At 66.3% G+C, this 23,594-nt stretch carries 21 protein-coding genes and 4 tRNA genes; 2 read left to right on the top strand and 23 right to left on the bottom strand.

The features are described 5' to 3' along the window. Positions 1 to 87 precede the first annotated feature (87 nt). From rplL to QM732_RS27615, 11 genes are all read right to left on the bottom strand, one after another. Positions 88 to 468: a 50S ribosomal protein L7/L12 gene (gene rplL, locus QM732_RS27665; RefSeq protein WP_415659296.1), complete on the bottom strand. Its 381-nt coding sequence runs from the start codon at positions 466 to 468 to the stop codon at positions 88 to 90. 54 nt (positions 469 to 522) lie between these two features. Beyond that, the gene (gene rplJ, locus QM732_RS27660; RefSeq protein WP_415659295.1) at positions 523 to 1,041 is read right to left on the bottom strand and encodes a 50S ribosomal protein L10; all 519 of its coding nucleotides are present in this window, start codon (positions 1,039 to 1,041) and stop codon (positions 523 to 525) included. A gap of 277 nt (positions 1,042 to 1,318) precedes the next feature. Next, a complete protein-coding gene (rplA, locus tag QM732_RS27655) occupies positions 1,319 to 2,029 on the bottom strand; it encodes a 50S ribosomal protein L1 (protein ID WP_415659294.1) in 711 nt (236 codons plus the stop codon). Between the two features lies 1 nt (position 2,030). Further along, positions 2,031 to 2,468 (bottom strand): 50S ribosomal protein L11, encoded by a 438-nt coding sequence (gene rplK / locus QM732_RS27650; RefSeq protein ID WP_415659293.1) that lies wholly within the window; start codon positions 2,466 to 2,468, stop codon positions 2,031 to 2,033. A gap of 172 nt (positions 2,469 to 2,640) precedes the next feature. After that, positions 2,641 to 3,216, bottom strand: a complete 576-nt coding sequence (gene nusG, locus QM732_RS27645; RefSeq protein ID WP_415659292.1) for a transcription termination/antitermination protein NusG — start codon at positions 3,214 to 3,216, stop codon at positions 2,641 to 2,643. Between the two features lie 15 nt (positions 3,217 to 3,231). Continuing rightward, entirely contained in the window at positions 3,232 to 3,618 is a 387-nt protein-coding gene (gene secE / locus QM732_RS27640; protein WP_415659291.1) for a preprotein translocase subunit SecE, read from the bottom strand. Between the two features lie 143 nt (positions 3,619 to 3,761). Then, positions 3,762 to 3,837: transfer RNA gene (locus QM732_RS27635), tRNA-Trp, on the bottom strand. 15 nt (positions 3,838 to 3,852) lie between these two features. Then, a complete protein-coding gene (gene tuf, locus QM732_RS27630; RefSeq protein ID WP_415659290.1) occupies positions 3,853 to 5,043 on the bottom strand; it encodes an elongation factor Tu in 1,191 nt (396 codons plus the stop codon). Positions 5,044 to 5,094: 51 nt separating this feature from the next. Then, positions 5,095 to 5,169, bottom strand: a tRNA-Thr gene (locus tag QM732_RS27625). A gap of 72 nt (positions 5,170 to 5,241) precedes the next feature. Next, positions 5,242 to 5,315: transfer RNA gene (locus QM732_RS27620), tRNA-Gly, on the bottom strand. 41 nt (positions 5,316 to 5,356) lie between these two features. Then, positions 5,357 to 5,441 (bottom strand) — tRNA-Tyr (locus tag QM732_RS27615). 600 nt (positions 5,442 to 6,041) lie between these two features. Here QM732_RS27615 and QM732_RS27610 point away from each other — a divergent pair. Further along, positions 6,042 to 8,819 carry a TonB-dependent receptor gene (locus tag QM732_RS27610; protein ID WP_415659289.1) on the top strand — a complete coding sequence of 926 codons (2,778 nt, stop codon included), beginning with the start codon at positions 6,042 to 6,044 and terminating at the stop codon, positions 8,817 to 8,819. Positions 8,820 to 9,033: 214 nt separating this feature from the next. Further along, on the top strand, positions 9,034 to 10,638 hold the full coding sequence (locus QM732_RS27605; RefSeq protein ID WP_415659288.1) for a tryptophan halogenase family protein: 1,605 nt from the start codon (positions 9,034 to 9,036) through the stop codon (positions 10,636 to 10,638). Between the two features lie 43 nt (positions 10,639 to 10,681). Here the strand turns inward: QM732_RS27605 and QM732_RS27600 are convergent, their stop codons facing one another. From QM732_RS27600 to QM732_RS27545, 12 genes are all read right to left on the bottom strand, one after another. Further along, positions 10,682 to 11,692, bottom strand: coding sequence for an AraC family transcriptional regulator (locus QM732_RS27600; RefSeq protein WP_415659287.1), 1,011 nt, complete (start codon positions 11,690 to 11,692; stop codon positions 10,682 to 10,684). Between the two features lie 42 nt (positions 11,693 to 11,734). Beyond that, on the bottom strand, positions 11,735 to 12,922 hold the full coding sequence (locus QM732_RS27595; protein ID WP_415659286.1) for a serine hydrolase domain-containing protein: 1,188 nt from the start codon (positions 12,920 to 12,922) through the stop codon (positions 11,735 to 11,737). A gap of 171 nt (positions 12,923 to 13,093) precedes the next feature. Further along, positions 13,094 to 14,110, bottom strand: coding sequence for a cupin-like domain-containing protein (locus QM732_RS27590; RefSeq protein ID WP_415659285.1), 1,017 nt, complete (start codon positions 14,108 to 14,110; stop codon positions 13,094 to 13,096). 11 nt (positions 14,111 to 14,121) lie between these two features. After that, a complete protein-coding gene (locus QM732_RS27585) occupies positions 14,122 to 15,072 on the bottom strand; it encodes a cupin-like domain-containing protein (RefSeq protein ID WP_415659284.1) in 951 nt (316 codons plus the stop codon). A 10-nt stretch (positions 15,073 to 15,082) separates the two neighbouring features. Then, complete coding sequence (locus QM732_RS27580) at positions 15,083 to 16,207, bottom strand: glycoside hydrolase family 18 protein (RefSeq protein ID WP_415659283.1); 1,125 nt, start codon at positions 16,205 to 16,207, stop codon at positions 15,083 to 15,085. Next, positions 16,204 to 17,052 carry a glycoside hydrolase family 16 protein gene (locus tag QM732_RS27575; RefSeq protein ID WP_415659282.1) on the bottom strand — a complete coding sequence of 283 codons (849 nt, stop codon included), beginning with the start codon at positions 17,050 to 17,052 and terminating at the stop codon, positions 16,204 to 16,206. The genes QM732_RS27580 and QM732_RS27575 overlap by 4 nt, the downstream gene beginning before the upstream one ends. Then, positions 17,049 to 18,284: an MFS transporter gene (locus tag QM732_RS27570; RefSeq protein WP_415659281.1), complete on the bottom strand. Its 1,236-nt coding sequence runs from the start codon at positions 18,282 to 18,284 to the stop codon at positions 17,049 to 17,051. Before QM732_RS27570 ends, QM732_RS27575 begins: the two co-directional genes overlap by 4 nt. A gap of 20 nt (positions 18,285 to 18,304) precedes the next feature. Beyond that, positions 18,305 to 19,777 (bottom strand): beta-N-acetylhexosaminidase, encoded by a 1,473-nt coding sequence (gene nagZ, locus QM732_RS27565; RefSeq protein ID WP_415659280.1) that lies wholly within the window; start codon positions 19,775 to 19,777, stop codon positions 18,305 to 18,307. Between the two features lie 10 nt (positions 19,778 to 19,787). After that, the gene (locus QM732_RS27560) at positions 19,788 to 20,822 is read right to left on the bottom strand and encodes an SIS domain-containing protein (protein WP_415659279.1); all 1,035 of its coding nucleotides are present in this window, start codon (positions 20,820 to 20,822) and stop codon (positions 19,788 to 19,790) included. Beyond that, complete coding sequence (nagA, locus tag QM732_RS27555; RefSeq protein ID WP_415659278.1) at positions 20,803 to 21,927, bottom strand: N-acetylglucosamine-6-phosphate deacetylase; 1,125 nt, start codon at positions 21,925 to 21,927, stop codon at positions 20,803 to 20,805. Before nagA ends, QM732_RS27560 begins: the two co-directional genes overlap by 20 nt. Continuing rightward, positions 21,927 to 22,655 (bottom strand): GntR family transcriptional regulator, encoded by a 729-nt coding sequence (locus QM732_RS27550; RefSeq protein WP_415659277.1) that lies wholly within the window; start codon positions 22,653 to 22,655, stop codon positions 21,927 to 21,929. The genes nagA and QM732_RS27550 overlap by 1 nt, the downstream gene beginning before the upstream one ends. After that, positions 22,652 to 23,560, bottom strand: a complete 909-nt coding sequence (locus tag QM732_RS27545) for a BadF/BadG/BcrA/BcrD ATPase family protein (RefSeq protein WP_415659276.1) — start codon at positions 23,558 to 23,560, stop codon at positions 22,652 to 22,654. Before QM732_RS27545 ends, QM732_RS27550 begins: the two co-directional genes overlap by 4 nt. Between the last annotated feature and the right edge of the window lie 34 nt (positions 23,561 to 23,594).

The following is a 23,594-nucleotide window of genomic DNA, read 5'->3' as shown; positions in this document are numbered from 1 at the left end:
CGTAAAGACGAAAAAGGGGAAGCCCGGAGGCAACCCCTTTTCAAGTCGTCGGGGCCGGAACTGCCACGCAGGTCCAACCCCAAGCGATCACTTCAGCTCGGCCTTGGCGCCGGCTTCGACCAGCTTCTTGACAGCGGCTTCGGCGTCGGCCTTGGAGATGCCTTCCTTGACGTTCTTCGGAGCGCCATCGACCAGGTCCTTGGCTTCCTTCAGGCCCAGGCCCGTGATTTCGCGGACGGCCTTGATGACGCCGACCTTCTGAGCACCGGCGTCGGTCAGGACGACGTTGAACTCGGTCTTCTCTTCAGCAGCAGCAGCGCCACCGCCAGCAGCGCCACCGGCAGCCGGAGCAGCCATGGAAGCGGCGGACACGCCGAACTTCTCTTCAATTGCCTTGACCAGGTCGTTCAGTTCCAGGACGGTCATGCTGTCCAGGGCGGTCAGGAAAGCGTCTTTATCGAATGCCATGATGTGTTCCTAAATAACAGATGGTTTGCGTATGAACGCGTGATTTGTCGTCGATCAGGCCGCAGCCGGGGCTTCGGCTTCGGCGCCGCCACCACGTTGCTGAGCCAGGGCTGCCAGCACGGCCGCGGTGCGTTGCACCGGCGACTTGAGCAGGCCGGCGATTTGCGACAGCAGCACTTCCTTGCTCGGGACGGATGCCAGCGCCTTCACGCCGTTGACGTCCAGAGCCTTGCCGCCGTAGGCACCGCCCTTGATGACGAGCTTGTCGTTGGTCTTGGCAAAGTCAGCGATGACTTTGGCAGCCGCGACAGCGTCTTCCGAAAAGCCGTAGATCAGCGGGCCGACCATGCTCTCCGCAGCAGCTTCGAACGGCGTGCCGGCGACGGCGCGACGGGCCAGGGTGTTCTTCAGCACGTGAAGATAAACACCCTTGGCACGCGCGTCGACGCGCAGCTTGTTCAAGGCTTCCACGGTGAGGCCACGGTACTCGGCCAACGCCAGCGTCTGCGACTTGGCAGCTTGCGCTGCGACGTCGGAGACAACGGCTGCCTTCTCGTTGCGATTGAGACTCAAGGTCTACTCCTCACATTTGCCCCGCAGCCTCGCGGCCTTGGAGCTCCAGGGATTCAGCGACCATCTGTCAGGAACGGATTCCTTTCAGCGGGACCGCCATCTGCGCTGGCCCCGGCCTCAATTGCTTGAGGACCAGGATTTAAGGGGTCTCCACCAGCGGTCTTGGATGACGCGCTACGCCAGCGAACCGGCTCAGCGCCCCACCAATCTTGTCGTCCGGGGCCAGACTCGCCCCGAACAGATTCGTTGCCCCAGGCCTCTATGGCCTGGCGCTTGTTCAGGCTGCGGCGGCCTGAGCGTTGATCGAAGCGATTTCGACGCGAGCGCCAACGCCCATCGTCGAGGACACGGCGACCTTGCGCAGGTAGATGCCCTTGCTCGATGCCGGCTTGGCCTTGTTCAGGGCCTCGATCAGCGCGCGCAGGTTGCCTTCCAGCTTGTCGGTGTCGAACGAGCGACGGCCGATGGTGCCGTGGATGATGCCAGCCTTGTCAACGCGGAACTGGACCTGACCAGCCTTGGCGTTCTTGACGGCGGTGGCAACGTCCGGGGTCACGGTGCCGACCTTGGGGTTCGGCATCAGGCCACGCGGGCCCAGGATCTGACCCAGCGTACCGACGACACGCATCGTGTCGGGCGAGGCGATGACCACGTCGAAGGGCATGTCACCTGCCTTGACGCGCTCAGCCAGGTCTTCCATGCCGACGACGTCGGCGCCAGCGGCCTTGGCCTCCTCAGCCTTGGCACCCTGGGCGAACACGGCGACACGCTTGGTCTTGCCGGTGCCGTTGGGCATCACGACGGCGCCACGGACGACTTGGTCCGACTTCTTGGCATCGATGCCGAGCTGGACAGCCACGTCGATGGACTCATCGAACTTGGCGGTGGCCAGGCTCTTGACCAGGTCCAGGGCTTCCGACAGCGCGTACAGCTTGGTCGACTCGACCTTGCCGGCCAGCGCCTTTTGCTTCTTGGTGAGCTTGGCCATGTCAGACCCCTTCCACGATGATGCCCATCGAGCGGGCGGAGCCGGCGATGGTGCGGACAGCGGCGTCGATGTCGGCGGCCGTCAGGTCCTTGGTCTTGATCTTGGCGATCTCTTCCAGCTGGGCGCGGGTCAGCCTGCCGACCTTGTCCAGGTGGGGACGCTGCGAGCCCTTCTCGATCTTGGCAGCCTTCTTGATCAGCACGGTCGCCGGGGGCGACTTGATCACGAAGGTGAAGCTCTTGTCTGCAAACGCGGTGATGACCACCGGCAGCTTCATGCCTGGCTCAAAGCCGGCGCCAGAAGTCTGGGCGTTGAACGCCTTGCAGAATTCCATGATGTTCAGGCCACGCTGACCCAGCGCGGGACCCACCGGCGGCGAAGGATTTGCCTTGCCGGCCGGAATTTGCAGCTTGATGAAGCCGACAATTTTCTTGGCCATGTTTTCTCCAATCCAGTGAACCCGCGGCCTGCGGGATCACCTGAGTGCTAGCGCATCGGATTCGGACCGAGGCCCTTACCTTTGCTCCTCTTGTCCGCCTCTCGTTGCAGACTGATCACGGGCCAGCGTTAGGGACGCCGGCCGAACCCAAGAGTTTACCCTGAGAAGGGCCTCAGACCTTTTCGACCTGAGCGAAGTCCAGTTCCACTGGCGTGGCGCGGCCGAAGATCGTGACCGATACGCGCACCTTGGACTTGTCGTAGTTGACCTCTTCGACCGAGCCATTGAAGTCGGTGAACGGCCCCTCCTTGACGCGCACGATCTCGCCAACCGTCCACTCGACCTTGGGCCGGGGCTTCTCGACGCCTTCTTGCATCTGGTTGACGATCTTCATGACCTCGGCCTCCGAGATCGGGGCCGGACGGTTCTTGGCTCCGCCGACAAAGCCCGTCACCTTGGAGGTGTGCTTCACCAAATGCCAGGACTCGTCGTCCATGAACATCTCGACCAGCACGTAGCCCGGGAAGAAGCGGCGCTCCGTAACAGCCTTCTTGCCGTTCTTCAGCTCGACGACCTCTTCAGTCGGCACCAGGATGCGGCCAAACTTGTCCTGCATTCCGGCGCGATCAATGCGTTCGCGCAGATTGCGCTCGACGGCCTTCTCCATGCCCGAGTAGGCATGGACGACATACCAGCGCTTGGGCGGGCCAACCGGGGCTTCGGTCGTGACGACTTGTTCTTCAGACATGAGGATTCCTTGCGATCAGCGCTTCCAGCCCAGGATCAGGTCGTACAGCACCCACTCCAGCGTCTTGTCGGTCATCCACAGGAACAGCGCCATCACGACGACGAAGGCGAACACATAGGCCGTCATCTGCCGCGCTTCCTTGTGGCTCGGCCAGACGACCTTCTTGACTTCGCGCACAGAGTCGCGACCGTAAGCGATCAGCGCCTTGCCATGCTCGGAGGTGAAGAAAGCCGCCACGCCGGCCGCCAGCAGGACGAACAGCGCGCCCCACTGCACCAGCGCACCTTGCTTGGACAGGCCGTAGTAAGCCGCCAGCGCGCCGATCAGCAACAGCACTGCAACAGCCAACTTGGCCTTGTCAGCGCCGCTGGTCACGGTTTCGACTTGGGGAGGATTCGCCATCACTTCACTTTCACGCGCCGCCCCGAAGGCGACTGTTCTGACGCTGCCGCGGCAGGTAGCCATCAGCAGCAAGGCCCGCTGAGATCGCTCTCGCGGGCCGATGCTTGTTGCCAGGAAAACCAGCCGTCGTGATCAGCGACTGCTGGCAGGGGCAGAGGGTCTCGAACCCCCAACCTTCGGTTTTGGAGACCGACGCTCTGCCAATTGAGCTATGCCCCTGTGGCCCGAAAAAAATTACTCGAGGATCGTGGCGACGACGCCCGAACCGACGGTACGGCCGCCTTCACGGATGGCGAAGCGCAGGCCCTGCTCCATGGCGATGGGGGCGATCAGCTTCACGGTGATGCCGACGTTGTCGCCAGGCATGACCATTTCCTTGTCCTTGGGCAGCTCCACCGCGCCAGTCACGTCCGTCGTGCGGAAGTAGAACTGGGGACGATAGTTGTTGAAGAACGGGGTGTGACGGCCGCCCTCTTCCTTGCTCAGAACGTAGATCTCAGCCGTGAAGTGGGTGTGGGGCTTGATCGTGCCGGGCTTGGCCAGCACTTGGCCACGCTCGACGTCTTCGCGCTTGGTGCCGCGCAGCAGGATGCCGACGTTGTCGCCCGCTTGACCTTGGTCCAGCAGCTTGCGGAACATTTCGACGCCCGTGACCGTGGTCTTCTGGACTTCGCGGATGCCCACGATTTCGATTTCTTCACCGACCTTGATGATGCCGCGCTCGACGCGACCGGTCACCACCGTGCCACGACCCGAAATCGAGAACACGTCTTCCACCGGCAGCAGGAAGGCGCCGTCAACGGCACGGTCCGGCTGGGGAATGTAGGTGTCCAGCGCTTCGGCCAGGCGCATGATGGCTTGCTCGCCCAGGTCGCCCGTGTCGCCTTCCAGAGCCAGCTTGGCCGAGCCCTTGATGATCGGGGTGTCGTCGCCAGGGAAGTCGTACTTGCTCAGCAGCTCGCGCACTTCCATTTCGACAAGCTCCAGCAGCTCGGCGTCGTCGACCATGTCGCACTTGTTCAGGAAGACGATGATGTACTTCACGCCAACCTGGCGGGCCAGCAGGATGTGCTCACGGGTCTGGGGCATCGGGCCGTCAGCGGCCGAGCACACCAGGATGGCGCCGTCCATCTGGGCGGCACCGGTAATCATGTTCTTGACGTAGTCGGCGTGGCCGGGGCAGTCAACGTGGGCGTAGTGGCGGTTGGCCGTCTCGTACTCGACGTGCGCGGTGTTGATCGTGATGCCGCGGGCCTTCTCTTCCGGCGCTGCGTCGATCTGGTCGTAGGCCTTCGCCTCGCCGCCGAACTTCTTCGACAGCACCGTCGCGATCGCCGCCGTCAGCGTCGTCTTGCCGTGGTCCACGTGACCAATCGTACCCACGTTCACGTGCGGCTTGGTCCGTTCAAACTTGCCTTTTGCCATCTTGCGCTCCTGAGGCGAACCCGTTGAGACGAGTAGAAGAAAAAGAAAGGGTGGTGCCCATGACGCGGATCGAACGCGTGACCTCTCCCTTACCAAGGGAGTGCTCTACCACTGAGCCACATGGGCATCGGCACGGGTTTGACGCCAGGAACTGGCCGGCAAACCGGTGTCGACGTCTGCCGACCAAGCCACCCTCGATGGAGCGGGAAACGGGAATCGAACCCGTGTCATTAGCTTGGAAGGCTAAGGTTCTACCATTGAACTACTCCCGCCCTGGGAGCCAACACGCCTTGCACTCGCGACTAGCAAGTCTTGGTGGAGGAGGCTGGATTCGAACCAGCGTACGCAATGCGGGCAGATTTACAGTCTGCTGCCTTTAACCACTCGGCCACCCCTCCTGAGGCAAGCCCGCAACTATAGCACAGGGCAGCGAGGGCGCAACAGAGGCGGCGACAAGAAGAACAAAAGAGTCGACCAAAACGCGGACGCACACCGCCACCCGCACTCCCGCCGCGACACACCCATCAAGGGCGCCCACACCCGCGCCCACGGCTCAACACCCGCAGCGCAGGCCGCCCGAAACCTGCGCGCGCCGGCAGCAAGCAACCAATCCCGAACCAGATCGCGGCCACCCACAACACGTCGACGCAACACAAGCGCCCAGGCCGAGCCAAAACACAAGCTCCTCGTCGTCAGGGCACAACAACTCGCAAAGTCAGCAAGCACCAATTCAATACCAATCAGATGCCAGTGCAAGCACCCAAAAGGCCCATCCATAGGGGAAACATGCAGCGCACAAGGGCCCGCAGCCTGCACTCGGGAAACTCCTCATTAGAAATTGGTAGCAAAGTGGCGTTATCAATCGCTACAGTGGCATGACACTGGTTGCCGACCCCTCACAAGGGCAAATGAGGCGGCAACCGGACCGAAGGTGGTATGCAACACACCCGAAGCAGACACCGCCGCCCTGAATCAATGGCCACAACGAGGAACAGTAAATGAAGGTCAAGCAGACCCCCATCTCGCAGGCGGTGTTCATCGCTCTGCTCGGCGCCAGCGGCGTCGCCCTGGCCCAGCAAGCGCAGGCCCCCCAACAACTCGATACCGTCACGGTCACCGGCATCCGCGCGTCGCAAGAGAAGTCGCTCAGCGTCAAGCGCAATGCCGACACCCACATCGACGTCATCTCCGCCGAAGACATCGGCAAGATGCCCGACAAGAACGTGGCCGACTCGCTGGCCCGCATTCCCGGCGTGACCATCCTGAATAGCCCTTCCGGTGGTTCGGGTGGCTTCGACGAACGTGACCGCGTCGGCCTGCGTGGCACCAACCCCAGCCTGACACAGACGCTGCTGGACGGCCACTCGGTCGCCAACGGCGACTGGTTCGTGCTGGATCAAACCGGCGCCGGCGTCGGCCGCAGCGTGAGCTTTTCGCTCCTGCCGTCCGAACTGGTGAGCCGTGTCGAGGTGCACAAGAACGCTTCGGCCTCCGACATCGAAGGCGGAACGGCCGGAGCGGTAAACATCATTACCCGCAAGCCACTGGACTTCGCCAAGACGCTGACCTTCGAAGCCAGCGTGGGGGCCGTCTACGCCGACCTCGCCAAGAAAACCGACCCGCAGCTGAGCGCGCTGCTTGCCTGGAAGAACGAATCCAAGACCTTCGGCGTACTGGTGCAGGCCTTCGATGAGAAGCGCCATCTGCGCCGCGATGGCGTCGAAACCTTCGCCCATGACGGCGCGCTGTCGCTGACCCCTGTTACCGCCGCCACCAATCCTGCGGCCGTCGCCGCCGGTATTCCCGCCGGCACGCTGTTCCCCAACCTGATGGGCTCGGCCTTGTTCACCCAAGAGCGCGAGCGCAAGGGCGGCGTCATCAGCGCACAGTTCAAGCCGAACAACGATGTCGACCTGACCCTGACTGGGTTCTCGTCCAAGATGGATGCGGACAACTACAACCGCAACTACATGCTGTCCAACCAGTGGGCACTGAGCCGCAGCCCCTCCATCACCAACTTCTCGATCGACCCTGCGACCAACATCCTGACGTCGGCCAACTACACATTTGCGACGCCCACGATCATCGGTGTCTATGACCTGATCTCGCGCAAGGCCTCTGCCGAGACCAATTTCATCAACCTGGAAGGCTCCTTCAAGGTCAGCGATGCGCTGAAGCTTTCGGGCAACGCGGGCACGTCGCGCGGCAAGGGCAAGACCCTCAGCCAGGACGTTTACGAGGGCGACATCACCGCGTCCAGTGGCGGCTTCCAACTCAAGGGAAGCGGCGAAGCGCCGGCGTTCAACATCGGCAACGCCAACGCGTCTGCGCTGAAGCCGTCAGGCACTGACTGGATCTTTGGCGACCAAAACGTCGTCGTGCAGGACAAGGACACCTGGGCCCAGCTGGATGCGGAGTACACACTGGACGCCGGCATGCTGCGCAGCCTGAAGTTTGGCCTGCGCGGCTCCAAGCACGACCGCTATACCGACGGCCCGATCGTGAACCAGGGGCCGAACTGGGGCACCGATCCGTTCGCCAATCCTCTCCCCGCCTCCGCCTATACCGAGACCTATCCCGGCAACTTCGGCAGCGGGCTGGGCGGTGGCTTCCCCACCGGCATCAGCTACCCGACGGCTGAAGCGCTGGCCGCCTACAACGCGAAGTACGCCAACCGCGACATCTCACGTCGCATGGTGACACACGAGTATTCCGTAAAGGAAAAGACGACCGCTGGCTACGTGCAGGGCAATCTGGAGGGGCAAGGCTGGAGCGGCAACGTGGGCCTGCGCCTAGTGCGCACCAAGTCCAGCACGTTGGTCTGGGTGCCCACCAGTGACAAGACGCTGCCGGGCTACGTTCCGTCCGCATTCGCAGCCGTAGGCCCCAACTGGACAGATCCCACGGGCTATTACCAGACCTTCCATGACCGTTCCTACACGGACGCTCTGCCCAGCGCAAGTCTGCGGATTGACGTGACGCCCAAGGTGGTGGCCCGCCTGTCACTGTCGCGCACACTTACCCGGCCCGACTACACGGCCCTGTCTGCAGCCCAGCTCCTGGGCGGCTACTCTGACCCGACCGGCAAGGCGGTTGGCACCGGCACGAGCGGCAACCCCGACCTCGACCCGATCCGCTCGACCAACTTCGACGCAAACATCGAGTGGTACTTCGCGCCGCGCGCCTTCGTATCGATGGGTGCGTTCCATATGAACATCGGCAGCTACATCACGGACGGCATCCAGCGCGTGATCGCGTCCACGGACGTGACGCCCGCCGGTGGTCAGCAGGGCTCGCCGACCAACCAGCGCGTCACGGCTCCGTTCGACCTGACGACCCAGATCAACCGTAAGGCCAGCGTCACGGGCCTGGAGTTCGCGTTCGAGACCCCGGTCTACAACAACTTCGGCATCGGCGCGAACTACACCTACGCCGACGCACACGATGTGACCGGCCACGTGCTGCGCGGTGCGGTCAAACACTCCGCGAACCTGAACGGCTTCTTCGAGAACGACCAGTTCTCGGCACGCCTGAACTACGGCTACAACTCGGACAACTTCCTGGGTCGGGACCGTGGCACCGACTACTTCCAACGCGGTGTCGGCGTGCTGTCTGCGTCGCTGGGCTACAAGCTCAACGACCACTTCGCCTTCAGCCTTGACGCGCAGAACCTGAACGATCCGATCCTGAAGTACTACGGCGACTTCAAGTCCGAGCCGCGCGCCATCTACAGAAACGGCCGCCAGTTCTATCTGACCGCCCGCATCAAGTACTGACGAGCGCTTTGGCAGGAACATCGAGCTCACTGGGCTCAATGTGTCAGGCCAACGCCCCCGAGTGGACGGCGATGCTCACGGCGTTGAGCCGCGAGCACATCGCTAGGCGGGCCGGCTTGGGAGTGGCTCGGCGCTCGGCCCGGAATACGGAGTCCGACCACCCAACGAAGGGGAACGTGTGGAGCACGTTCCCCTTTTCTGTTTTGATCTGCCCATGAGCGACACCGCCACCATCTTCAACCAGCACATCACCATGCGGCCTGCAGGCGGCACGACCGATACGCAGCCGCCGGTGCAGCACGTCTGCGTCGTCGGTGGCGGCACGGCGGGCTGGATGACGGCGCTGATGCTGGCAAACACCGCCTACGGCCCGCGCCTGAAGGTCACCGTGTTGGAGTCCACCCAGGTAGGCATCATCGGCGTGGGCGAAGGCTCGACGCCCTGGCTGCGTGGCTTCTTCGACGCCCTAGGCATCGAGGAGTCCGAATGGATGCCCGCCTGCAACGCCACCTATAAGAGCGGCATCACTTTCGAGAAGTGGTCCACCCGGCCTGGCTTCGAACGCTACTTCCACCCCTTCGCGTCGATGCTGGACAACATGACCATGCACCAGTTCGTCGACAACGTGCATGCGCGGCTGGACGGCGCCGAAGTGCACGCCCACCCTGACCGCTTCTTCGTCGCGGCGGCACTCGCCCGTCAGGCCCGTGGGCCACGGGCGCTGGCCAGCTTCCCCTTCGACGTCTGGTACGGGTATCACTTCGACGCGACGCTGCTGGGCCAGTTCCTCGCCGCCAAGGCACAGGCGCGAGGCGTCGTCCATCTGCAGCGCCATGTCCGCCAGGTAAAGCTCGACGAGCACGGTGACATCGCCCGCCTGCATCTGGACGATGGCGAAGCGCTGGCCGCCGACTTCTTCGTGGACTGCACCGGCTTCGCCTCGCTGCTGATCGGCCAAGCGCTGCAGACACCGTTCATCCCCTTTGCCGAGAACCTGTTCAACGACGCGGCCATCGCGATGCCGACGCCCCTTGATGGGCCCATCGAGTCGCAGACCGTCTCCACCGCGCTCCGCCACGGCTGGGCCTGGAAGATCCCTCTCACCAACCGCCGCGGCAACGGATACGTCTACAGCAGCGCCCACTGCTCGGCCGATGAGGCCGAGACGGAACTGCGTCGCCATCTCGGCCTGCTCGAAGCGGACACACCGGCCCGCCACCTGAAGATGCGCGTGGGCCGAATGGCGAAGCAGTGGAACCGCAACGCCGTCGCCGTGGGCCTGTCGCAGGGCTTCATCGAGCCGCTCGAAGCTACCGCCCTGCTCTTCGTGCAACGGACGGCCGCCATGCTGGTTGATGTGCTGGAAAGGCGCGACCTCGGCCCCGCCGCGCAGGACGCCTTCAACGAGACCATGCGCACTCGCTTCGAGAACACGCGCGACTACATCGTGGCGCACTACAAGACCAACTCGCGCACCGATACCGACTACTGGCGCGCCAACGCCGAGAACATGCACCTGTCAGAGTCGCTGCAGGGTGTGCTGATGACATGGATGTCGCGCAAGCCGCTGGCTGCCGGCCTCAAGGCGGGCCGCTTCGGGCAGGGCTATCCCATCGTGTCCTGGTATGCGCTGCTGGCCGGCATGGGCATCTTTCCTGACGAGCTGCAGCCGCCGACAGCGCATCAAGCCCGACACGACCTGGCCGCCGTGGACGATTTCGTCGCGCGCAGTGCGACGAACTTCCCCGACCACCGCGAACTGCTCGCCCACATCCCGCCGCGCGTAGGCGACAAGACCCTGCAGCTCTACCTCTGGTAGGTCTGCTAGGCGGGCGGCCGCGGGCCGGATCACGCCGGGTGCCTCACCGCCGCCCCAGCGTGACCGAAGGCGACTCGTCGAACCGGCTGCGATAGCTGGCTGCGAACAGCCCGAAATTCGCATAGCCCCAGGCCGCCGCCACATCGCGCACCTTGGCGCCAGGCACGGCGACGAGCAGCTCCGCTCGCACTCCTTGCAGCCGCATCTCGCGCAACGCCTGCATGGGCGTGCAATGCCGGTACTCGCGGAACGCCGCGCTCAATGTGCGCACGCTGACCCCCGCGCTGTGCGCTAGCTCGCTCAGGGTGGGCGCCTCGTGGGCATGCTCGCGCATGTGCTGCTCGGCCAGCAGCACATGCCGCGGCGCCATCTGATGGACCGTTGGCTCGGTCGGACGCTCCAACTGCTGGCGCCACAGCGTCAACAGGTGCAGGCCGATCATCTCCTCGAGGTGCCGCCCCAACGGGCCGCGCTCGACGGCGTCGGGCATCTCCGTGATGCAGCGGCACACGTAGGACAGCAGCTGGATCCAGCTCGACTGGCTGCCGCCAAAGCGGAACTTGCGTGTCCACATCCGCTCGTCGGCCGGCCGGCCGAACCAGCGCTCGTGCAGTGCCGCCATCGCGTCGTGCTCGAAGGTGAGGTTAACCTGAAGGTGCTCTGGGTCGGCATCCAGCCAGTAATGGGTGCGCGAGTTGTCGACCAAGAAGGCCTCGCCGACGCCCGTGTCGCTGTACTCGGAGCCGCTGGACCAGTGGCGGATCGCGCCGCGCAGCGTGGTCAGCACCATCCCCGTTCCCGCCTGTGCGGAGAACTCCGTCAGGTGCACGGGGATACCGTAGCTGAAACGGCTGAGCGTGAAATGGCCGATGCGGACGGCATCTAGGATGGAATCAGGCTGGCGCGCCGCGCCGACCGGCGCCGCCTGGTACGGCATGTAAACCCGCCGGCACCAATGCTGCACCTCGTCCCAGTCGCTCGAGGCCACCAGACGATGGCGCGTGCTGGCCGCCCCAGTGGCATCGGTGACCAAGACGTTGCGGATCGCATCCATGCCGGCAGTCTCCTCGCAGCGCGCGTGCCGCACCCACACGGCCTAGCGGTGATGGTAGATGGCCGACTCGAACTCGACAAAACCGGGGTAGGCGGCGGCATCCTGGAATGGCAGGATCTGCGTGGCCCAGTAGCCCCCGATGCCCGACGCGCGGTCGATCCAGTAGTAGCAGTTGGCCAGGCCCGCCCACATCAGCGAATGGGCCGGCCTGCCGGAGGGCGTGGGCTCGCGATTGGTCATGAACGTGTAGGCCCAGCCCTTGGGCGTGCCGGGAAAGAACTCGCCCGAGTTGCTGAGCGACGGGATCGAGGTGGTCCAGCCCCCGGCAGACAGCCCCATCGCGGACAGGCCGTCCCGGCTCATCGCATCCACCGTCTCAGGCCTGAGCACGCGGCCGTACGGGCCGGCGCCCTGGTTGAGGATCATCCGGATGAACTTCATGTACTCGCCCACCGTGGCGTAAAGCCCGTGCCCTCCCATGTCCATGGGCGGCGGGTCGGGAAGCACCAGGTCCGGCAGCGGCGTGAGCCTGCCGTCGGCAGCGCGGTCGTGGATGGTCACGCGCCGGCTGCGCATGGTCTCGGTCAAACCGAACCCGATGTCCTTCATGCCCAGCGGGCCGAAGATGCGCTCCGCCATGACGGCGCCCAGACGCTGCCCGCGCTGCTGCTCGACGATGCGCCCCAACCAGTCGATGTTGACGCCGTACGTCCAAGCTGCCCCCGGCTCGTGCAGCAGTACCGTGCGGATGGCGTCGAAGTTGCACGCCACCACCGTGGGGATGCCCTTGGCGGTGCGATACCTGAGGTCGTCAGCGCTGAAGAACTCGTAGCACAGGCCCGAGGTGTGCAGCATCAGGTCGTTGACCGTGATCGGCCGCTTGGGGGGGCGGGTACGCGGCTGCCCGGAGGCGTCGAAGCCGTCCAGCACCTGGAGCCGGTCGATCTCGGGCACGTAGTTGCCGGCCGGCTCGTCGAGCCGGATGCGGCCCTCCTCTATCAGCTGCATCACGCAGGTTCCGGTTAGCGCCTTCGTGGTCGAGAAGATGGCGAACACCGAGTCCGTCGTCATGGGCCGGTCCCGCCCCAGCTCGCGGGTGCCTACGGCACCTTCGTAGAAGTTGTCGTCGCGATCCGTCGCCATGGCGACGACGCCCGGCGCGCCGCCGTGGCGCTGCGTGGTCTGGGCCAGCACGGCGTCCAACGCCACCCGCTGATGGGTCTGGGTCATTCGTTGTCTCCAGTATTGATTTGAATCCGCCACCCGCCCATGGCGAGCCAGCGTGAAATGAATCTAGGTCACATGGAGCCCCGTCCCTGTCTCGTTCTGGCGAGGCCCTGTCTCTGTCCAGCAGAAGATTGGTGCGCAGATGCCGTCCGTGGACCGCAGGCGGAGGACGGCCTAAGGTTTGAGCCGCCCGGCGATGTCCCGGCGCATCAACGCGTCCTGAGCCGCATCGATCTCGCCGAACAGGTGACGCTGCGCCTCGGGAATGTGCATCAGCCCCTCGCCCCGGGCGCCGAACACGTAGTGCCCGAACAGCGCGCGCCAACCCTCGCGCTCGCCGTCCGGCAGGTGGCGCAAGGCCAGCATGGCCAGTCGCAACGAGGCCAGGTGCAGATCGTCGGCCCGGCCCGGCGCCGCCTCAGGCCGCCACCAATAGTTCATAAGGATGTTCAGGTGCGGGGCCAGGGATTCGACCTGATGGAACCACAGCGGTGGAATGTAGATGGCGTCGCCTGGTTCCAGTTCAGCCACGATGGCCTGGGCCAACGCTTCGGCGATCAACGGGAAGCGCACCGGGTCGGCCGTGTGGAGGTCGGGCACCACCGACATCGGCGCCGGCGTAGGCGCGTAGTCCGGCGGGCCGAGGTAGAGCAGCGGCGCGCAGGCCGGCGGCAGCAACGTGAAGCGCCGCCGCCCCGCGGCGACGCAGGCGATATTGTGGGAGTCGTCGAAATGCGCCGGCACCGTCGCGCGATTGCCGATCCACAGACGCGGCGCCGCATCAGCATCCAGCAACGGGCAGGCATTCGCCCGCTCCAGGCCGGGCAAGGCCTCCGGCACCAGCGCGCTCTGCGCTGCCAGGCTGGGCGGCTCGGGAAAATGGCTGTACCGCCAGAGTTGCTCGAACAGTGCGGCGTAGGGCCGCTTGTCGTGCATGAAGTTGAAGCCGTCCAGGTCCGGTTTGTAGCTGAAGGCACGCGTTGGCCCGGGCTTGGCCAGCACGGCATCCACCACCGCGCCCTTGTCGAAACCCGTCAGGTACTGCAGGCAGGCTTCCAGGCCCGCCCGGCCCTGGGCCACCAGCGGCCAATGCCCGACCAGACCGCGCATCACCACGGGCTCGTAGGCCGGCACCACGTTGCACTCGAAACGCTCTCGCGTGATGCCGTCAACCGCCTTCATCGGCCTCATGCGCACCTCCTTCAACGCCGCCGCGCCAGCGCGCCATGCCAGGCCTCAGGAATGTGTGCACTGGGTTCCTGCTCGCGCTGTACCACGTAGTACCCGAACATCGCCGCCCAGGCGTCGCGCTGGTCAGCGGGCAGCGCGTTCAGCACCTGAACGGTCTGCAGCAGGGTCGCGGCCGGCGTAGGCAGGTCCCGAGCACCGATCACGGGCCACCAATAGTTGACGAGCAGGTTCACCTTCTCCAGCGCCTCGACCTGGTGGTACCACAGCGGCGGGATGTAGAGGGCGTCGCCCGGCGCCATCTCGGCGACGTGGGCCGCAGCCAGCGCGTCGCGGTAACGCGGGTAGCGCTCGAAGTCCGGCGGGTTGGGGGACACGACGGAGATGGGTGCGCCCGACGGCGTGTGCTCCAGCGGGCCGATGTAGAGGTTGCCCACCTGGTCCGGCGCGAACAGAGTGAAGCGCCGCCGCCCGGCCACCACGCAGGCCAGGTTGTAGGGATGGTCATGATGCACCGGCACCGTCAGCGCATTGCCCAGCCAGAAGTTGGGCACCACACCGGGCAGCGCCTGTAGGCGGTTCTCGTCCAGGAAACCCGGGATGATGTCGCTGACCTTGGCGCACTCCGCGGCGATGGCGGGCGCGGCGATGGCGGGCAGGTAGGCCGCCAGGTGCGCCATGAACTCCAACAGCGGCATGCGCGCCTTGACGAAGGCGAAGTCGGTCAGCTCCTCGTTGTAGCCCATGACGCCTCGGGCCGCCGCACGCGTCTTTGTGGCGAAGACCTCGATGCCGCGGTCGAAGCGGGCGAGGTAGTCGCAGATGGCCAGGGGCATGCCCAGCCCCGACTGCACGGCGGGCCAGTCGCGCACCAGGCCCTTCAGCAGCACGGGCTCGGCACGCCGCTCGAGACGCTCCTTCAATTCCGGCGCATCGGCTGCCGACCAGGTCTCGACCGGCTTCATGTTCAGGACGTCAGGGTTGCATCGCGTTCAGGATCTCGCCATTGTCCTGGCTCAGTTCCCAAGCGAACACGCCGGCCAGGCCCTGCCGCTTCGCAAAGGCCACTTTGGCGCGCACGGCGCGTGGATCGTCGTAGCCGACGAACCTGCCGCTGCCCACCATGGCCCAGGATTGAGTGCGCTTGTCGAAGCGCGGCTTCATGCCCTGCCCCTTCAACGCGCCGATGTCCTTGAAAGCCACCGAGCCGTCCTCGTTGGGCCAGGGTCTGGCATAGCTGCCGTCGGCCTTCACGCCGTCGAAGCCACGGCCATACATCGCCACGCCCGCGACGAGCTTGGAGGCGGGCACGCCTTCACGCTTCAGGTTGGCAGTCGAGGCTTCGAGGCTGGTGTCCAGGCCCGGCTTGGCGCTGCGCAGCGCCGTGTGGTTGGTGGCCTGCTTCGTCCATGGGCCGGCGAAGTCGTAGGTCATCATGAAGACGAGGTCCAGCGCCTCGGCAGCGCGCCCCATAGGCATGCGCGCGAGTTGCTCCCGGGTCGTCGCGATCGCCGCGGTCAGCGCGTAGCGCCGGCCGGTCTCGCGGCCAAGCGCGTCCAGACCCGCACGCAGCTCCTGCAGCAGCACCACGAAGCGCTCACCATCGGCCGGGCTGCCCAGCGGCACGCCGTTGGCCGAGCCATTGGATCCCGGATGCTCCCAGTCGATATCCAGGCCGTCGAAGCCCGGGTGGGCGCGTAGCCAGTCGGTGGACGCCTTCACGAATGCCTGGCGGCCCTCAGCCGTCGCGGCCAGATGGAAGAAGGGGTCGGAGCCGCCCCAGCCGCCCACCGAAGCCAGCACCTGCACCTGGGGGTCACGCGCCTTCAGGCGCTGGAAGGCGGCGGAGAAGGTGTCCTGGTCGGCATGCGGCGCGATGCTGAAGGCCGGCTGGCCGGCGCAGGCCGCGGCCTCCTCCTTGCGCTGACCTTCGCCGCAGATCAGCAAGAAGGCGTAGAGCAGGTGCGTGACGCGGCCGGGCTTGAGCTGCTCGACGACACCCACGCCGCGCTCGGCAAGGATGTAGGTGCCGACGACGGGCGGCGCCGCCTGCGCCACCGCGGCGGCGAGCAGCAGCACAGCGATCCAGGGCTTCTTCATAGGTTGCACTCGCTGGTTAGGCCCACGTCGGGCACGGTGTCGCGCCGGGCCACGCCCTGCTTGCGCAGGGTGGCGACTCGGGCCTGCATGGCGGCGGGGCTGATCGTCTTGCCCGCGGCATGCAGCACCCAGTCGACATCGAACTCATGGTCGCGCGGCGCACCCTCGACGGCACCAGCGGCCAGCCAGTGGTTGAAGCTGATCGCCATGGGCTTGGCCGGCACGTTGCGGCCGGTGTGCTCGCCCATCAACCGGCCGTTCACGTAGTGCCGCGTGCGCGTGGCCTCAACCTGTACGGTCAGCACCTGCCAGCCGTCGAAGGAGCCCTTGACGATGGAAGCCTGGTTGAAGGACTGCCAGGGATCGATGCGCACGGTCTGCCAGCTGACGCCATAGAGCCGTGTCTCCGGCTCGCCCCAGCCGCCTTGCGGGAGGTACTCGAAGTCGACTTCGCTGAAGTCGGGGTCATAGTCGTGCTTGAGTGGGCTGGCCAGGAAGAAACTCTGGATGACCGGGTCGCGTGAGCCGGCCGAGTCGCGCAAGCGCACACGCGCAGTCGTCGTGCCGATGAGGAACTTGCGCTGTGCGCAAAGCTGGGCCAGCGTCGTGCCGGCCGGGGTGCCGTCGGTAGAGAGCCGGAGCTTGAGCAAGCCGCTGTCTAGCGCCAGCTGCCCGGGCGTGAAGCGCGCGCCCGGCAGGCCGGGATGGCCGGTACCGTCACGCAACACCCAGCCGCTGGCGCGCAGCGCGTCGAGGTCGGGCTGGGAGAAGTCATCGAAGAACTCGCCGCCAGACGGCACCGCAAGCGCGGGCGCGGCCAGCAGGGCCAGCAGCAGCGCCCTCATGCCGGCACCTCATGCCCAGGTGCGCTGGCACGCGGCATGGGCACCCACAGCAGCAGCAGCAGGGCCGGCACGCCACACACCAGCGTCCACAGGAAAAAGTGCTGATAACCCATGGACACCTGGATGTCACCGCTGATGGTCTTGCTAAGGATGAAGCCCAGCTGCATGACGCCCGAGCCCAGGGCGTAGTGCGCCGTCTGGAAGCGACCGGGCGCCACCACTTGCATGATGTAGAGGATCATGCCGACGAAGCCGAAGCCATAGCCCGCCATCTCCAGGCCCACGGCCGCGCCAATCGCCCAGATCGATGTCGGCAGCGCCAGGCTCAGCCCCCAGAAGACCGCATTCGGGATGGCCATGGCGATAACCAGCACCGGCATCGCGCGCTTCAGGCCCAGCCACGATGTGAAGTAGCCACCAAGGATGGAGCCGACGAGGAAGGCCGCTGTGCCCACCGTGCCGTAGACACCGCCCACCTGCTCGCCGGTCAGGCCCAAGCCGCCCTTGTCGCGAGGCTCGATGAGGAACAGCGGGCCTATGGTCTGCACTTGGCCCTCGGCCAGGCGGAAGATGACGATGAAGAGCACCATCTTCCAGATGCCCGGCTTGCGCAAAAAGTCGGCCACGATCTCGGGCAGCTTCACGGGTTCGGTCGACACGCGCTGCGGATTGGGCAGGACTTTGGCATTCCAGGCTGCCAGCACTGCCAGCAGTCCCGCAAGCAGCGCGAAGATCAGGCTCCAGGCGTTAAACACGCCCATGCTCGTCTCCAGCCGTCCCGCCAACACCATCAGCCCGCCCAGCGTCAGGAACTTTGACGCGTTGAAGAATGCCCCCTGCCAGCCTGCGTAGGCTGCCTGGCGCTTGGCATCCAGCGCACCCATGTAGAGACCGTCACAGGCAATGTCGTGCGTGGCCGAGGCATAGGCCAGGAAGAACAGCACTGAGATGCTCAGAGCGAAGAAAGCGTTGGCCTGCAGCGCCAGCGCCAGCAAGGCCAGGCCCACGGCGCCGCTGAACTGCATCGCAACGACCACCGCCTTCTTGCTGCGGGCCAGTTCCACCAGCGGACTCCACAGCGGCTTGAATGCCCAGGCCAGGCCGATGAGTCCCGTCCAGCGCGCGATCTGGTCGTTGGCCACCCCCATCTGCTTGAACATCAGGCCGGCGATCAGCATGACGACAAAGAACTGCAGCCCCTGCACGAAATAGAGGCTGGGGATCCAGCGCATGGGGTTCTTCGCGCCAATCATCACTGAAGCCCCTGTGGCGCGCGGCCGGTGGCATCGGCGCGGCCTTCCAGCCAGGCCTTGATGCCGGCCAGCGCACCCGGCGCGAAACCCCAGCTCAGCAGCGTGGGCCCGGCCACGTCAACGGCCTGGTAAGGGTTCCACAGCGACAGGTGCAGGTCGGGCCGCCACTCGGCCGCTGCCAGCCCATAGCGGGCGCGGCGCGTGGAGACGAGGATGTTGACGCGGCCGTCCTGCGGCACGGTGCCCCAGTCCAGCTTCGAGATGTCATCCACCATCTGAATCTGCGCGTCGCTGAAGGCGTCGAACAGGGCCACCGCCTGGCGTCCCGTGGGGCCGGCCTCGGAGACCATGTCCGTGGGCACGTCCCCCTGCACGATGACGCGGATGGGGGCGTCCAGAGCCGGCGGCATGGCGCCGCGCAGCGCCGTCAGGCCGGCGGCCCATGCCTGTGCCATCAGCGCATGGTCTGCGGCGCGGGCGGCAACATCGTCCACGGCGCGGGCCGGGTAGGCCGCAGCGAGCTTGTCCAGCCGCGCATTGGCGACCTCACCTTGGGCCTTCGTCAACTGGCCGCTGGCAAAAGCCTCGCGCAGCGCATTGATGGCCACCAGCTGTTCCTGCGGCGAACCCTGGGCCAGCACCATGTCGGCGCCGGCCGCGATGGCCATCACCGCGCTGCGGGCATAGCCGAAGCGCTCGGCCACGGCCTTCATCATCAGCGCGTCGGTGATGACGACACCGTCATAGCCCCAGTCGTCGCGCAGGATGCCCTTGAGCAGTTGCGGCGACAACGTGGCCGGGCGCTCGGGGTCGATCTGCGGGTAGACGATGTGGGCCGTCATCATGGCCGGCGCCCGGGCCGCCAGCGCCTTGAAGGGCCGCAACTCCAGCGCATCCAGCTCGGCGCGCGACTTGTCGACGGTGGGCAGCGCGTGGTGCGAGTCCACGTGGGTGTCGCCATGGCCGGGGAAATGCTTCACACAACAAGCCACGCCCTCGGCCAGCGAGCCACGCATCCATGCGCCTGCCAGACGGCTCACCTCGTCGGGATCATTGGAGAAGCTGCGCTCGGCGATGACGGGGTTGGCCGGGTTGTTGTTGACGTCCAGCACCGGCGCGAAGTTCCAGTTGATGCCCAGCGATCTGAGCCCGCGGGCGACCGCGGCACCTACGGCCTCGGCACGTGCGGCGTCCCCTCCGGCGCCCAGCGCCATCGCCGATGGCGGCTGCGGCAAGAAAGTCGCACGCACCACGGCACCGCCTTCCTGGTCGATGCCTATCAGCGCCTCGGGACCTAGCACCTGGATAAGGTCGCGCATCAGCGCCCTGACATCGGCCTCGCTGCCCAGGTTCTTGCGGAACAGGCAGACCGAGCGGATCTTCTGCTCCCGCAGGAAGGCTGCAGTCTCGGCGTCCAGGGACTGGCCGGGGATGTCGACCATAACAAGACGGCCTGGGTCAAAGGTGCTCATGGCTGCGGCCTCAATGGGTTTTCGTCACTTTGGCGAGGTTGGGCGGCACGTCGGGGTTGAAGCCGCGAGCACGGGCCAGCGACTCCACCATCGGGTAGAAGCTCTGCACGAGGGCAATGGGATCCAGGTCCTCGTTGCCGGTCGTCACCAGCGGCAGCAGTTCGATGCCCGGCGCGCACGGCGTTCCGATGGGCGCTGCGAGCAGAACGCGACCACCGCGGCCGCTCATCTCCTCGGCGATGGCCAGCAGCCCGGCCTGTGCCGGGCCACGCGGCGCGAACACCAGCAGCGGGTAGCCGTCACGCACCAGCGCCATCGGGCCGTGCTTGACCTCAGCGCCCGAGAAGGCCTCGGCCTGGATGCCGCAGGTCTCCTTGAGCTTGAGCGCGGCTTCCATCGCGACCGCCAGGCCGGTGCCCCGGCCCAGCACGAACAGACGCTCCTGGTCCTTCAGCACCGGCAACGCGGCGCTCCAGTCCAGTCGGGAGGCCTGTTCCAGCGCGATAGGCAGCACGTTGAGCGCGGCACGCAGTGCATCGTCCTGCTGCCAGGCCGCGACGACACGGGCACCCGACACGAGCTGGGCGATGTAGCTCTTGGTCGCCGCAACGCTTTTCTCGGGGCCTGCGTGCAGCTCGAACACATGTTCCGCCGCGGCCGCCAGCGGCGAGCCGCTGGCATTCACGAAGGCCACGGTGCGTGCGCCGCCTTCGCGGAAGAACTTTGTCGGCGCGATCAGGTCGGGGCTCTGGCCCGACTGCGAGAACGCCATGGACAGCAGGCCCTCGCAGTGGATGCGGCTCTGGTACAGCGTGATCAGCGACATCGGCAGCGACGTCACCAGCCGGCCCAGCCGCGCCATGACCAGATAGGCCAGGTAGTGTGCGGCATGGTCAGAGCTGCCGCGCGCGATGGTCAGCACGCTGCCCGGGGGCTGCTCCTGCAGCGCCTGGCCCAGGCGGGCGTAACTCATCGGGTCGGACGCCAGTTGGCGGGCCACCACGTCCGGCGCGCTCAGCGCCTCTTCAAGCATCAACGATGACATCGATTTCTTCACCTTCAACAAACACGCGCCGCAGCTCCAGCCCGGCGTCCATCACCACCACGTCGGCCCAGGCACCTTCGATGAGGCGCCCGCGGTCCGTCAGTCCCAGGTAGTCGGCTGCGGCGGTCGACACGCGACGCGACGCCTCCGGCAACGGCAGGCCCAGGGCCTGCACGAGATTTCGCAGTGCCTGATCCATCGTCAGCGCGCTGCCGGCCAGCGTGCCGTCGGCCAGGCGGACGCCGCCCATGCACTTGCGCACCGTGTGCTCGCCCAGGCGGTAGTCGCCATCGGGCATGCCGGCGGCGGCCGTCGAGTCGGTCACGCAGAACAGGTCCGGGATGCAGCGCAGCGCAGCGCGGATGGCGCCGGGATGCACATGCAGCAGGTCGGGGATCAGCTCCGCATGCCGCGCATGGGCGAGCGCAGCACCCACCATGCCAGGCTCGCGATGGTGCAGGCCTGACATCGCATTGAAGAGATGCGTGAAGCCGGCCGCACCGGCCTTCAGCGCAGCCAGACCGTCGTCGTAGCTGCCGTTGCTGTGGCCGATCTGCACACGGATGCCCGCGTCACGCAGCGGGCCGATCAGCGCGAGATGGCCGGGCACCTCGGGCGCGAGCGTCAGCACCTTGATGGGCGCGATTGCGTTCAGGCGCAGCACATCATCGAGCAGCGCAGGAATGGCATGCGCAGGCTGTGCGCCCAGGCGGCCAGGGTTGATGTAGGGGCCCTCGAGATGCACCCCCAGCACGCGCGCCGCCTGCGGGCCGCGCTCACGGCAGACGGGGCCTAGCGCTTTCAGCGCCGCCTCGATCTCGCCGACGGGCGCCGTCATCGTCGTCGCCAGCAGCGCGGTCGTGCCGTGGCGAGCGTGGCGACGCGCGATCGCCGCAATGGCATCGCCCCCCTCCATCGTGTCGCGGCCGCCGCCGCCGTGTACATGGGTGTCGATAAAGCCCGGCAGCAGTAGGGGACGGCCGCCTTCGCCGGCTCGCGCCGCGTCGACGGGGCTGCCCGCGACAGTCGCGACGCGGCCGTCGGCGATGTCCAGATAGCCAGTGATCACGCCTTGCGGCGTGACGATGTCGCCTTCAAGCCGCATCAGTCCCGCCTCATTTCGGCGACGAAGTCGTAGTAGTCGCTGCGGCAGTAGGAATGCGTTAGCTCCACGGCCTGACCCGAGGCTAGGTAACCCACCCGCGTGATGAAGAGCACTGCGGCACCTAACTGGACTTCCAGCAGACCGGCAAGCTTCGCATCGGCGTTCAGCGCACGGATGTGCTGCAGTGCGCGCACCGGAGCGCGGTCACCAAGATGGGCGTAGAGCGAGGCCTCGACCCGCTGCGGGTCGGGTAGCGCCGATTGCGGCAGCACCGACACCTCGTAGGCCATGACGACCGAGTCCGCCAGCCGCAGACGCTCCAGGCGTGCGACGCGCTCTCCACTCTTGAGCTCCAGCGACAGCTGTTCGTCCGGCGCCGCAGGCGTGAAGCCGCGCTGCAGCCAGCGTGAGCCGGGCACGAAGCCGCGCTGATGCAGCTCCTCGGAGAAGCTGGTCAGGCGCGTCAGCGGCTGCTCCAGCTTGGGCGCGATGTAGTTGCCCGAGCCGCGCTTGCGGATGATCAACCCCTGCTCGACCAGGCGGTCGATAGCCTTGCGCGCGGTGACGCGCGACAGCTCCAACTGCTCGGCCAGCACGCGCTCGCTCGGCAGGGCCTCGTCGGCATGGAAGATTCCGTCGCGTATGGCCTGGGCCAGGCTCTGCGCCAGCTGCATGTACAGCGGCGACGCGGCGTTGGGATCGGGTTTGAAATCGAAAACGGCGCTCATGCGGGAATCGTCGCTTGCTGTTGGATCAGCCAGAGCGCACCGGCAACCGGCTCGCCCCGGGGCTCGACGCGGCGGGCCTGCAGGGCCGGGCTGAAGCGCGGCGCAAGGCGCAGCGCGACGCTGCCGGCCAGAGCCAGCGGCAAAGTGGGATGGACGGTGGCGGCCAGCGCCTCCAGAGCTCGCGCGGCATCTGCCAGCAGCGCCGCCGCGGCGGGGTCATCGGCCTCGTGTTCGAACACCAGCGGCGCAAGACCGGCATAGCCGCCTTGACCCGCCTGGGCACAGAACGCCAGTAGCGCCTCGCGTGTGCTACCGGCCTGGTGGCGCACGGCCTGCACCAGCGCACCGGTGGCGGCACGTCCGTCATAGGCAGCCTGGGTCAGCTTCATGGCCTGCTGGCCCAGCCACGCACCGCTGCCCTCGTCCCCGATCTGCCAGCCCCAGCCGCCCACCATGCGCCGGCTGCCGTCGGGCAGCAAGGCCTCGGCGACCGAGCCTGTGCCCGAGATCAGCAATGCACCGGGCTCGCCACCATGAGCACCTAGCAGGGCGGCGAGGCCATCAGTGACGAGGGTGAAGCGCGCCACGCCGGGATTGGCGTCGACAAACGACTGCAGCTGCATCGGCACGCCTGTGCCGGAAAGGCCCAGGCCCAGGCCGCATCGGCTCAGCTCAAGCCCCGGCACGCCAGCGGCTGCAATCGCCTCGGCGATATGCCGCCAGGCCTGCTCGGCGCCCTGCCCCAAGGCCGACGCTCCGGCCTCGCCGCGGCCCAGGATGCGCCCCTGCGCGTCGGCCACAAGGGCACGGGTGCTGGTGCCCCCGCCGTCGATACCGACCCAATGCCGAACAGGGCGGTCGGATGTGCTGGAAGTAATGAGGGAGGGGGCGAGAACGAGGGGCATGGTCGGCGGCATTCAGTCGATACCACTCTAATAC

Source organism: Roseateles sp. (genome assembly GCF_047654805.1).
GTDB lineage: Bacteria > Pseudomonadota > Gammaproteobacteria > Burkholderiales > Burkholderiaceae_C > Pelomonas.
This window is presented reverse-complemented; position numbering and strand designations above follow the sequence as displayed.